The organism is Shewanella sp. ENK2, assembly GCF_043568515.1.
Classification (GTDB): domain Bacteria; phylum Pseudomonadota; class Gammaproteobacteria; order Enterobacterales; family Shewanellaceae; genus Shewanella; species Shewanella japonica.
Window position 1 is genome coordinate 1,903,470 of sequence record NZ_CP171406.1, and the last position, 12,651, is coordinate 1,916,120.

General features: G+C 42.1%; 12 protein-coding genes. All 12 read left to right on the forward strand.

Features of this window, described 5'->3' with window-relative positions:
- Positions 1–9: 9 nt before the first annotated feature.
- Entirely contained in the window at positions 10–831 is an 822-nt protein-coding gene (atpB, locus tag ACGEDC_RS08480; protein ID WP_055025455.1) for a F0F1 ATP synthase subunit A, read from the forward strand.
- Positions 832–863: 32 nt separating this feature from the next.
- Positions 864–1,121 (forward strand): F0F1 ATP synthase subunit C, encoded by a 258-nt coding sequence (gene atpE, locus ACGEDC_RS08485; RefSeq protein ID WP_012157432.1) that lies wholly within the window; start codon positions 864–866, stop codon positions 1,119–1,121.
- A 26-nt stretch (positions 1,122–1,147) separates the two neighbouring features.
- A complete protein-coding gene (gene atpF / locus ACGEDC_RS08490; RefSeq protein WP_055025454.1) occupies positions 1,148–1,618 on the forward strand; it encodes a F0F1 ATP synthase subunit B in 471 nt (156 codons plus the stop codon).
- A 16-nt stretch (positions 1,619–1,634) separates the two neighbouring features.
- The gene (gene atpH, locus ACGEDC_RS08495) at positions 1,635–2,168 is read left to right on the forward strand and encodes a F0F1 ATP synthase subunit delta (RefSeq protein ID WP_055025453.1); all 534 of its coding nucleotides are present in this window, start codon (positions 1,635–1,637) and stop codon (positions 2,166–2,168) included.
- A gap of 14 nt (positions 2,169–2,182) precedes the next feature.
- Positions 2,183–3,724, forward strand: coding sequence for a F0F1 ATP synthase subunit alpha (atpA, locus tag ACGEDC_RS08500; RefSeq protein ID WP_055025452.1), 1,542 nt, complete (start codon positions 2,183–2,185; stop codon positions 3,722–3,724).
- A 51-nt stretch (positions 3,725–3,775) separates the two neighbouring features.
- Complete coding sequence (gene atpG / locus ACGEDC_RS08505; RefSeq protein WP_055025451.1) at positions 3,776–4,636, forward strand: F0F1 ATP synthase subunit gamma; 861 nt, start codon at positions 3,776–3,778, stop codon at positions 4,634–4,636.
- A 33-nt stretch (positions 4,637–4,669) separates the two neighbouring features.
- Positions 4,670–6,061, forward strand: a complete 1,392-nt coding sequence (gene atpD / locus ACGEDC_RS08510) for a F0F1 ATP synthase subunit beta (RefSeq protein WP_055025450.1) — start codon at positions 4,670–4,672, stop codon at positions 6,059–6,061.
- Between the two features lie 33 nt (positions 6,062–6,094).
- A complete protein-coding gene (locus ACGEDC_RS08515; RefSeq protein ID WP_055025449.1) occupies positions 6,095–6,523 on the forward strand; it encodes a F0F1 ATP synthase subunit epsilon in 429 nt (142 codons plus the stop codon).
- Between the two features lie 194 nt (positions 6,524–6,717).
- The gene (gene glmU, locus ACGEDC_RS08520) at positions 6,718–8,085 is read left to right on the forward strand and encodes a bifunctional UDP-N-acetylglucosamine diphosphorylase/glucosamine-1-phosphate N-acetyltransferase GlmU (protein ID WP_394497646.1); all 1,368 of its coding nucleotides are present in this window, start codon (positions 6,718–6,720) and stop codon (positions 8,083–8,085) included.
- A gap of 173 nt (positions 8,086–8,258) precedes the next feature.
- A complete protein-coding gene (locus ACGEDC_RS08525; protein WP_080917547.1) occupies positions 8,259–9,032 on the forward strand; it encodes a DeoR/GlpR family DNA-binding transcription regulator in 774 nt (257 codons plus the stop codon).
- Positions 9,033–9,060: 28 nt separating this feature from the next.
- Positions 9,061–10,890, forward strand: coding sequence for a glutamine--fructose-6-phosphate transaminase (isomerizing) (gene glmS, locus ACGEDC_RS08530; protein ID WP_394497649.1), 1,830 nt, complete (start codon positions 9,061–9,063; stop codon positions 10,888–10,890).
- Between the two features lie 490 nt (positions 10,891–11,380).
- A complete protein-coding gene (locus ACGEDC_RS08535; protein ID WP_220754413.1) occupies positions 11,381–12,607 on the forward strand; it encodes a NupC/NupG family nucleoside CNT transporter in 1,227 nt (408 codons plus the stop codon).
- The last annotated feature ends 44 nt before the right edge of the window (positions 12,608–12,651 follow it).

The following is a 12,651-nucleotide window of genomic DNA, read 5'->3' on the forward strand; positions in this document are numbered from 1 at the left end:
AGATTAATCATGGCGACAACTGGTGAAGCATTAAATGCTTCCGAGTATATCCAGCATCACCTGACTAATGCGAAAATGTGTTCTGCTGATGGCGGAATTGCTTTTAACTATGCATGTCAAGATGCCGGGTTTTGGACTTGGCACATTGACTCACTTTTGTTTTCAGTAGGTCTTGGGGTTCTATTTTTGTGGGCATTCTTCAAAGTAGGACAAAAAGCAACAACTGGCGTTCCAGGTAAATTTCAATGTTTCGTTGAAATGTGCGTGGAAGGTGTAGATAAAATCGTTAAAGACTCATTTCATGGTCGTAACGCGGTTATCGCACCATTAGGTCTGACTATTTTTGTCTGGGTTTTCCTGATGAATTTAATGGACTTAATTCCGGTTGACTTTGTACCTGAAGCCGCAAACAGATTTTTAGGTGTTCCTTACCTTAAAATTGTACCAACAACTGACTTAAACGTAACTCTAGGTATGGCCTTGAGTGTGTTTGCGTTGATTGTTTTTTACAGTATTAAAGTTAAAGGATTTGGTGGTTTCACAAAAGAAATGACCTTACAACCTTTCAACCATTGGTCACTGATTCCAGTTAACTTGATTTTGGAAACAGTTACTTTGGTTGCGAAGCCGATTTCATTGTCGCTTCGTCTGTTTGGTAACCTGTATGCAGGTGAGTTGATCTTTATTCTGATAGCACTGATGCCTTGGTGGGCTCAGTTCGCATTATCAGTGCCTTGGGCTATTTTCCATATTTTGGTTATTGTGCTGCAGGCGTTTATCTTCATGATGCTTACGATTGTATATCTAAGCATGGCACATGAAGAACATTAATTTAATAAAATTAGTTATTTATCGGAGATAAAATGGAAACTGTAATTAGCTTTACAGCAATAGCTGTTGCAATCATGATTGGCTTAGCAGCGCTAGGTACTGGTATTGGCTTTGCTATCTTAGGTGGTAAGTTCTTAGAAGCTTCAGCTCGTCAACCAGAACTTGCTCCAGCATTACAAACTAAGATGTTCATCGTAGCTGGTCTACTTGATGCGATCTCAATGATTGCAGTTGGTGTTGCATTATTCTTCGTATTCGCTAACCCATTCTTAGGTCAATTAGCTGGCTAATCGCCCCCTTAGAAGGAGTTGTCGTTATGAGTATTAACGCTACCCTGCTAGGCCAAGCGATTTCTTTTGCACTCTTCGTGTGGTTTTGCATGAAGTTTGTATGGCCGCCATTGATGAACGCTATCGAAGAACGCCAGAAGAAAATTGCCGATGGGCTAGCTGATGCAGGACGTGCTGCAAAAGATCTAGAGTTGGCTCAAGCGAAAGCTAATGAGCAACTAAAAGAAGCGAAGGCGACTGCTAATGAAATTATTGAGCAAGCTAATAAGCGCAAAGCTCAAATAGTTGAAGAAGCTAAAATTGAAGCTGATACCGAACGTGCGAAAATTATCGCTCAAGGTCAAGCTGAAATTGAAAACGAACGTAATCGCGTTAAAGATGACTTGCGTAAGCAAGTTGCTACTCTTGCCGTAACTGGTGCAGAGAAAATTCTTCAACGTTCGATTGATCCAGAAGCTCACAGTGACATAGTTAATAAACTTGTTGCTGAAATTTAATTAAGGAATCGGAGTTATGGCTGAAATAAGCACCATTGCTCGTCCTTATGCAAAGGCAGCTTTTGATTTTGCTGTTGAACACAAAGCAATTGAAGATTGGGCAGAAATGCTTAACTTCGCGGCATTGGTAAGTGAAAACGAATCAATTAAACCGTTGCTTGGTGGTTCATTGGCTAGTGCACAACTTGCCTCACTATTTATCGAAGTATGTGGTGAGCAAATGAATGCGCAAGGTCAGAACCTTATTAAGGTGATGGCTGAAAACGGTCGTTTAGAGATACTACCAACAGTATCTTTACTTTTTGCTGAATACCGCAATGAGTGGGCTAAAGAAGTTGAAGCAACTGTTGTTTCAGCGACTGAGCTGAGCTCTGAGCAACAAGAGCAAATTAGTGTTTCTCTTGAGAAACGTCTCGCACGCAAAGTTAAGCTGAATTGTAGTGTAGATGCATCGCTTATTGGCGGTGTAATTATTAAATCAGGCGACCTAGTCATCGATGGCTCGGTTAGCGGTAATTTATCGCGCTTGTCTGATAAGCTACAATCGTAATTGGGAGTTTGAGCATGCAACTGAATTCCACTGAAATCAGCGATCTGATTAAGCAGCGGATCGAGCAGTTCGACGTCGTTAGTGAAGCTCGCAACGAAGGTACAATCGTTGCAGTAAGTGACGGCATCATTCGCATTCACGGCCTTGCCGATGTAATGCAAGGTGAAATGATCGAACTGCCTGGTGGCCGTTTTGCAATCGCGTTGAACTTAGAACGTGATTCTGTCGGTGCCGTAGTAATGGGTCCTTATGCTAATTTAGCAGAAGGCGCAAAAGTTAAGACCACTGGTCGTATTCTTGAAGTACCAGTAGGTCGTGGTTTATTAGGCCGCGTAGTTAACACCCTTGGTGAGCCAATTGACGGTAAAGGACCAATCGATAACGATGGTTTCTCTCCTGTTGAAGTAATTGCTCCTGGTGTAATTGAGCGCCAATCAGTAGATCAACCAATCCAAACTGGTTATAAAGCCGTTGACTCTATGATCCCAATTGGTCGTGGACAACGTGAATTGATCATTGGTGACCGTCAGACTGGTAAAACAGCGATGGCTATCGATGCAATTATCAACCAGAAAGATTCAGGCATTAAATGTGTATACGTTGCTGTAGGCCAAAAGGCTTCTACAATTGCTAACGTAGTACGCAAGCTTGAAGAGCACGGTGCATTAGCTAACACTATCGTTGTAGTAGCAACAGCTTCTGAAGCTGCAGCATTACAATACTTAGCACCTTACTCAGGTTGTTCAATGGGTGAATACTTCCGTGACCGCGGTGAAGATTCTTTAATCGTATATGATGATCTATCTAAGCAAGCAGTTGCTTACCGTCAGATCTCTCTACTATTGAAGCGTCCACCAGGACGTGAAGCATACCCAGGTGATGTATTCTATCTACATTCTCGTTTATTAGAACGTGCTTCACGTGTAAACGAAATCTACGTAGATAAATTCACTAACGGTGAAGTAAAAGGTAAAACCGGTTCTTTAACTGCGTTACCGATTATTGAAACCCAAGCAGGTGATGTATCTGCATTCGTACCGACCAACGTAATTTCTATTACAGATGGTCAGATCTTCCTTGAGACTGACTTATTTAACTCTGGCTTACGTCCAGCTGTTAACCCTGGTATTTCTGTTTCTCGTGTTGGTGGTGCGGCTCAGACTAAGATCATCAAGAAACTGTCTGGTGGTATTCGTACCGCGTTAGCACAGTATCGAGAGCTTGCTGCGTTCTCACAATTTGCATCTGACTTAGATGATGCAACTCGTGCTCAACTTGAGCATGGTGAGCGTGTTACCGAACTTATGAAGCAAAAGCAATATGCTCCAATGAGCATCGCTGCCCAAGCTATCTCAATCTTCGCAGCTGAAAAAGGCTACTTGAAGACTGTTGAATTAAGTAAAATCGGTAGCTTCGAAGCTGCTCTGCTTTCATTCATGAACAGCGAACATGCTGAGCTTGTTAATACTATTAATGAAACTGGCGATTACAACGCAGACATTGAAAGTCAATTAAAAGCTGGCCTGGACAAGTTCATTGAAACCCAAACCTGGTAATAATTATCGAGGTGTCGTAAGGCGCCTCAGGTCCCAGATTGGAGAGTAGAAATGGCCGGCGCTAAAGAGATTAAAACCAAGATCGCGAGTGTTAAAAACACTCAAAAGATCACTTCTGCAATGGAAATGGTGGCTGCCAGCAAAATGCGCAAAGCGCAGGATCGCATGGAGTCGAGCCGTCCATATGCAGAGCATATGCGTAAGGTGATCGGTCACGTAGCGCAAGGTACTCTTGAATATAAACATCCATATTTGGAAGTTCGAGATGCCAAGCGGGTTGGTTACATTGTTGTGTCAACCGACCGTGGCCTTTGTGGTGGTCTGAACGTTAACCTTTTCAAAAAGGTTGTGTCAGATGTGAAGGATTGGAAAGACCAAGGGGCAGAAGTTGAATTTTGTCCAATTGGTGCACGAAGTGTGCAATTCTTCAATAGCTTTGGTGGAGAAATCTCTGCCCATGCCTCAGGTTTAGGCGATGCGCCTAAGTTAGCCGATTTAATCGGTACCGTGAGAGTTATGCTACAAGCTTACAACGAAGGCAAACTGGATCGTCTGTTTATCGTATTCAACAAATTTGTGAATACTATGACTCAGACTCCTGTGATCGAACAGCTGCTACCTTTACCTAAATCGGAAGAAGAAGTAGCTAAGTATCCTTGGGATTACATTTACGAGCCAGATCCAAAAGATATTTTGGAAGTATTGTTGACTCGTTATGTTGAGTCTCAAGTTTATCAAGGTGTTGTTGAGAATATTGCGTCTGAACAGGCTGCCCGTATGGTAGCAATGAAGGCTGCAACTGATAACGCTGGTGAGCTGATCGATGATCTGCAATTAGTCTATAACAAGGCACGACAAGCTGCGATTACGCAAGAATTGTCGGAGATTGTTTCAGGCGCTGCAGCGGTTTAGGTTAGGTAACTAATAAAGTTTAGAGGATTAATCATGAGCACAGGTACTGTTGTCCAAGTAATTGGCGCGGTTGTGGACGTAGAGTTTCCACAAGATTCTGTACCTCAGGTATATGACGCTCTGAAGATCACAGGTGAAGGCGACTGTAATGGCTTGGTGCTGGAAGTTCAGCAACAGCTAGGTGGTGGTGTAGTTCGTGCCATCGCTATGGGTTCTTCTGATGGTCTGCGTCGTGGTCTAGAGGTAGCAAACTCAGGTTCACCAATTTCTGTTCCGGTTGGGGTTGCAACCCTTGGCCGTATCATGAACGTATTGGGTGAGCCTATCGATGAAGCGGGTGACATTGGTGAAGAAGAGCGTTATGAAATTCACCGTGAAGCACCTTCATACGAAGATCAGTCAAACACAACTGAACTTTTAGAGACTGGTATCAAGGTTATCGACCTTGTTTGTCCATTCGCTAAGGGTGGTAAAGTTGGTTTATTTGGTGGTGCTGGTGTTGGTAAAACCGTCAACATGATGGAATTAATCAACAACATCGCAAAAGCACACTCAGGTCTTTCTGTATTCGCTGGTGTTGGTGAGCGTACTCGTGAGGGTAACGACTTCTACTACGAAATGAAAGATTCTGGCGTTCTCGACAAAGTAGCCATGGTATATGGTCAAATGAACGAGCCTCCAGGAAACCGTTTACGTGTAGCATTGTCTGGTTTGACAATGGCTGAAAAATTCCGTGACGAAGGTCGTGACGTACTGTTATTCGTTGATAACATCTACCGTTACACTTTGGCCGGTACTGAAGTATCTGCACTATTAGGCCGTATGCCTTCTGCAGTAGGTTACCAACCAACACTAGCTGAAGAAATGGGTGTTCTACAAGAACGTATTACTTCAACTAAGTCTGGTTCTATTACCTCTGTACAAGCGGTATATGTACCTGCGGATGACTTAACCGATCCGTCACCAGCAACAACCTTCGCTCACTTAGACGCGACTGTTGTACTGTCTCGTAACATTGCTTCGCTAGGTATTTACCCAGCGGTTGACCCACTGGATTCGACTTCTCGTCAATTAGATCCATTAGTTGTTGGTCAAGAGCATTACGATGTAGCAAACGGCGTACAAACTGTACTTCAACGCTACAAAGAGCTAAAAGACATTATTGCTATCTTGGGTATGGATGAATTATCTGATGAAGATAAAACAACTGTATTCCGCGCACGTAAGATTGAGAAATACTTATCTCAACCTTTCTTCGTAGCAGAAGTCTTTACAGGTTCTCCTGGTAAGTACGTTTCTCTTAAAGACACTATCCGTGGCTTCAAGGGTATCTTGAATGGTGAGTTTGATCACATTCCAGAGCAAGCGTTCTACATGGTTGGTTCAATCGACGAAGCTGTCGAGAAAGCTAACAAAAAGAAATAACTGAGCATTAGCTTAGTATTTTAGGAGATCTTGATGGCAGCCATGACAGTCAAACTTGATATAGTAAGTGCAGAGAACAGCATGTACAGCGGTGACGTGACCTTCTTAGAAGTGAGCGGTACTGAAGGTGAGTTAGGTATTATGCCTAACCATGCTCCTTTGCTAACTAAAATCAAACCTGGCATGGCGCGCATGATTAAGGAAGATGGAAGTGAAGATGTATTGTATTTATCAGGTGGTATCCTGGAAGTACAACCAACTTCAATTTCTGTACTTGCTGACGTCGCTATGCGTGCCGATGATATTGATGAGCAAGCTGCACTTGAAGCTAAGCAACGCGCAGAAGCGAGTATCGCTAATGCAGGCGCTGACTTTGATTACGAAGCTGCAACAATCGAATTAGCTAAATCTTTAGCTCAACTTCGTGTTGTTGAAACCATCAAAAAGAACATTGCCAGATAAAGGTTATTGTTTTAAAAAGGCGACCCTTGGGTCGCCTTTTTTGTGTCTGTTATTTAAATATCCCTCTCCAGGTGTGTCACTAACCATAGCTAATGAACCAGAATAAGCAGAGAACTGCACATTTCCATTTCTAACATTCAATATCTGCGATAAAATAAACGGCTACTAACTCAATTGTTGCTCAAGGAATCCTGATGTCATTAAATGTTGTCATTCTCGCTGCTGGTAAAGGAACACGGATGCGTTCAGACTTGCCAAAAGTACTACACCCCATTGCTCATAAAAGCATGGTACAACATGTTATTGATACCGCTAATTCGCTTGGTAGTAATACTATTCAGCTGGTTTATGGTTATGGCGCAGATAAACTTCAAACTGTTTTAGGTGAACAAGCTGTAAATTGGGTTCTACAAGCTGAGCAATTAGGTACTGGCCATGCTGTGGCTCAAGCTAATCCAAACATTAATGACGACGACACCGTGTTAATTCTTTATGGTGATGTGCCTCTAATACAGCAGTCGACCTTAGAAAAGTTATTAGCAGCTAGACCAGAAAACGGTATGGCTATTTTAACGGTCAATTTAGTTAACCCAACAGGTTATGGTCGAATTGTTCGCGAAGCGGGTAACGTGGTTGGTATTGTTGAGCAAAAAGACGCTAATGCTGAGCAGTTACTGATTCAAGAAGTAAACACCGGCATCATGGCGGTTCCTGGTAAACAACTTAAATCTTGGTTAGGTCGCTTATCAAATGCTAATGCTCAAGGTGAATACTATCTAACGGATATTGTTGCCATGGCAAAAGAAGATGGTGTGGCCATCGATACAGCCCAACCTGAATCAGCTGTAGAAGTTGAAGGGGCGAATAATCGCATTCAACTTGCACAACTTGAAAGAGCTTATCAGGCAAGAGCGGCTGAAAAGTTAATGCTTGAAGGTGCAAACCTTCGTGATCCTGCTCGACTTGATATTCGCGGTGATGTCAGCGTCGGCATGGATGTAATGATTGATATCAATGTTATTTTCCAAGGAAAAGTGACGATTGGTAATAACGTGACGATTGGTGCTGGTGCCATTCTTATTGACTGTGAGATTGCTGATAACGCTGAAATTAAACCTTATTCAATAGTCGAAGGCGCCAAGCTAGGTAAAGCCGCTAGTGCTGGGCCATTTGCTCGTTTACGCACCGGTGCTGAACTCAAAGAAGATGCCCATATTGGTAACTTTGTTGAAATGAAAAAAGCGGTATTGGGTGAGGGGTCTAAAGCGGGTCATTTAGCTTACCTAGGTGATGCGAGTATTGGTCGCGGTGTAAATATTGGTGCTGGCACTATTACGTGTAATTACGATGGTGCAAATAAATTCCAAACGACTATTGAAGATGATGTGTTTGTCGGTAGCGACTCGCAACTTATTGCGCCAGTGACTATTGGTAAAGGCGCCACATTAGGTGCTGGTTCTACGATTGCTAAAGATGTCGGCGAGGGTGAGTTAGTTATTACTCGTGTTAAGCAGCGTCACATTAGTGGTTGGGCAAGACCAGTCAAAAAGCCTAAATCATAAAATTGAGCTTTAAAAACTGACATAAAATCAGTTTATTAATCAAATTTATAAACGGTCTGTTAAAACAGGCCGTTTTTTTATGCCTAATGAAACTGGATATTAATTGTTTGAAATATTGTCTAAAAAGTTTCGTTTGTTTATAATTATCTTTCGAATCGAAACTTATGGTTATTATGAACAAACGTAATACACAACAACGCAGACATAATATTATCAGTATTTTATCTCAGCAAGGTGAGGTGAGTGTTGATGAGTTGGCGTTACGGTTTGAAACTTCTGAAGTCACAATCCGAAAGGACTTAGCGACATTAGAAGAAGCAGGATTATTGCTGCGTCGTTATGGTGGCGCAGTTGCGGTTCCTGATGAGGTTACTCAACAGTTTAGCTCCAAAATTGCCCCAAATAAGTTGTCTATTGCTAAAAAAGCTGCGCAACTTATTAAAGATCATAATCGCATTATTATTGATAGTGGCAGTACAACATCAGGTCTTATTCAGCAGCTTGATAATTTGCGGGGCTTATTAGTCATGACTAATTCCCTGCAATTAGCGAATGCTATTCATGAATTAGAAAATGAACCGACTTTATTGATGACCGGTGGTACTTGGGATCCGCATTCTGAGTCTTTCCAAGGACAAATTGCCGAACAAGTACTGCGCTCTTATAACTTTGATCAACTCTTCATTGGTGCTGATGGTATTGACCTTGAGCGTGGAACAACTACGTTTAATGAATTAACTGGTCTCAGTAAAGTGATGGCTGAAGTATCACGAGAGGTTATTGTGATGCTTGAATCAGATAAGTTTGGTCGCAGAATTCCCAACCTCGAGCTTGCCTGGGAAAACATCAGTGTTTTAGTGACTGATGACAGATTACCTGCGGATATGGTCAACAAAATTACTCAATATGGCGTTAAAGTCTTATTAGCGCCATATAAAAACAAATAAATCAGTTTTATAAATTAGGTATTAAATTATGTGTGGAATTGTAGGTGCAGTAGCGCAAAGGGATGTGGCAGAAATTTTAGTAGAAGGCTTAAAGCGTCTTGAGTATCGAGGTTATGATTCCGCAGGTGTTGCCATCATCAATCAAGGTGAATTAGGACGGACTCGTCGAGTCGGTAAGGTACAAGAACTAGATGATGCACTAGCAACTTCTCCTTTAGCAGGTGGAACGGGTATTGCTCATACTCGCTGGGCAACTCACGGTGAACCGAGTGAACGTAATGCACACCCTCATTTATCGGAAGGTGATATTGCGGTCGTGCACAATGGTATTATTGAAAACCACAACAAACTGCGTGAGATGTTAAAAGGCTTAGGTTATACCTTCGCATCAGATACTGACACAGAAGTGATTTGTCATTTAGTTCACCATGAATTAAAAAGCCATGACACGTTACTGGCTGCAGTTCAGACCACAGTAAAACAGCTTGAAGGCGCATACGGAACAGTCGTTGTAGATCGTCGTGATAGCGAGCGTATGGTTGTTGCTCGCAGTGGTAGCCCATTGGTTGTAGGCTATGGTCTAGGCGAGAACTTTGTTGCTTCTGATCAGTTAGCCCTATTACCTGTAACACGTTCATTTGCTTTTTTAGAAGAAGGTGATGTCGCTGAAATTACTCGTCGTGAAGTCAGTATTTTTGATGTTGATGGTAATCCGGTTGAGCGTGAGGTAAAAGAATCTGAAGTGACTCATGATGCTGGCGATAAAGGCGAGTATCGTCATTACATGCTTAAAGAAATTTATGAGCAACCAACAGCAATTGCCCATACTCTTGAAGGCCGAATTGCTGCTGGTAAAGTGTTAGATTCAGCATTTGGTGAGAATGCGGCAGAATTTTTAAAAGACATAAAGCATGTGCAAATCATAGCATGTGGTACCAGTTATCATGCTGGTATGGCAGCCCGTTATTGGTTAGAAGACTGGGCTGGCGTATCGTGTAATGTTGAAATTGCGTCTGAGTTCCGTTACCGCAAATCACACATGTTCCCTAACAGCCTGTTAGTGACTATCTCTCAGTCTGGTGAGACTGCAGATACCTTAGCGGCGATGCGTTTAGCAAAAGAGATGGGCTACAAAGCGACCTTAACTATTTGTAATGCGCCAGGTTCTTCATTAGTTCGTGAGTCTGATATGGCTTATATGATGAAAGCTGGTGTTGAAATTGGTGTGGCATCGACGAAAGCCTTTACAGTACAACTTGCTGGTTTATTAATGCTAACCACTGCAATTGGTCGCCATAACGGTATGACTGAAGAGATGGAAGCTGAGATAACTCAAAGCTTACAATCTATGCCTGCTAAAGTAGAGCAAGCGTTAAGTTTAGATGATGCGATTGCTGAACTTGCAGAAGACTTTGCTGATAAGCACCATGCTTTATTCTTAGGTCGTGGCGATCAATATCCAATCGCGATGGAAGGTGCGCTTAAGCTAAAAGAGATTTCTTACATTCATGCTGAAGCTTATGCATCGGGTGAGCTAAAGCACGGCCCATTAGCACTGATTGATGCCGATATGCCGGTTATTGTTGTCGCGCCAAATAATGAATTGCTTGAAAAGCTTAAATCAAATGTTGAAGAAGTCCGTGCCCGTGGTGGCTTAATGTACGTCTTTGCTGATAAAGATGCAGAGTTCGAATCTGATGACACCATGAAGGTGATTCCGGTTCCACATTGCGATGAGTTTATGGCGCCGCTTATCTACACCATTCCATTACAGTTATTGTCATATCATGTGGCATTAATTAAAGGTACTGATGTGGATCAGCCACGTAACTTAGCGAAATCAGTCACGGTAGAATAATATTTGGCGTGTTAGCAAAACACTCGTGCACAGTTAAGGTAAAACTCACGCATCATAACTGTGATTAGTGCAGCCTTTAAACCTCCTCGTAAGTCTTACTTACGTGGAGGTTTTTTTATTTGTATTTATTAAACGCAAAAATGCGCCATTTTTACTCAATTTTAAGTAGTTTAATTTCAGAATTGATATGCCAATAACACAATTAATAGAGCGAAATTTTGCTTTATTGAATATGGCTTCTCTACAGGGTGAAAAGTGAATGTTTACACATCTTATGGATTGGTTTAGAAATGTTTGTTTTGTGATTTTTATGTGTTTTTCATATTTGTTAAATGCGGTATTTGTTTTGGTTTTTTAGGTGCTATTTCGGCATTTTCTCCACATTCTTATCTTTTACTAAAATAGTTATTTCTGACGACAAACAAGGCTTGAGTCCGTTTATTTGCTCGATAAACTGCATGTATCAAATCGTTTCACGAGTCAAAAATGTATGGAAGTTTTCATCAGTTTACTAGGCATGTGTGCCTTGATTGGTTTAGCTATTTTATTGTCAGAAAAACGCAGTGCAATTAAGCCAAGAACGGTAATCGGTGCACTCGCATTTCAAATCGCATTTGGTGCATTTGTCATGTATTTACCTATGGGGCAAAGCATGTTGGATGGCGCATCTAGCGCAGTAATGCATGTGATCAACTATGGTAATGAAGGCTTAGCGTTTGTATTTGGTGATTTAGCTAAATTCAGTGTTGGTTTTATCTTTGTTATTAACGTTCTGTTTGTTGTGGTGTTTATTAGTGCCTTGATTGCAGTGCTGTATTACCTCGGCATTATGCAACTGATTATCGGCGTTATCGGTGGTGGACTATCTAAACTATTAGGCACTAGCCGTGCTGAATCATTATCAGCAACCGCGAATATTTTTGTCGGCCCAATTGAAGCGCCATCAATGGTGAGACCGTTTGTTAAACATATGACCCGTTCAGAGTTGTTTGCTGTGATGACAGGTGGCTTAGCTTCTGTTGCTGGTGGCACCATGATTGGTTACATACAAATGGGCGTGGACATTAAATACGTTCTTACCGCAGCCTTTATGACGGCTCCAGCTGGATTACTCTTTGCTAAGTTAATGTGGCCTGAAACAGAAACGCCACGCAATGATATTAAGCAAGTCATGGATGAGCAAGAAGACAAGCCTACCAATGTCTTGGATGCAGCAGCAAGCGGCGCAGCTATGGGGATGCAACAAGTGCTTGCGGTCTCAGCTCTGCTCATTGCCTTTGTTGGCTTAATAGCCATGGTTAATGGCTTAATTGGTGGTGTTGGTGGTTGGTTTGGTCATGGTGATATCACCATGCAAGCAATCTTAGGTTATTTTTTAGCACCATTAGCTTGGTTAATGGGAGTACCGTGGAGTGAGGCTACTCAAGCTGCTTCGTTTATTGGCCAGAAAATGGTGATCAATGAGTTTGTTGCTTATATTGATTTCTTAAAAGTCGCCGAAGATTTGTCGCCTAAAACTCAAATTATCATCAGTTTTGCTTTATGTGGTTTCGCTAACCTTGGTTCATTAGCCATGGTGATTGGTGGACTGGCCGCTCTGTGCCCTGAGCGCCGCCATGATTTAAGTGAAATTGGTATGAAAGCATTGATTGCTGCAGCATTAGCTAACCTAATGAGCGGAACCATTGCAGGCTTATTATTTAGCCTAGCAAATTAATTTTAACTGTATGTTATGCCTGCTGACGCAGCAGGCTTTTTCGG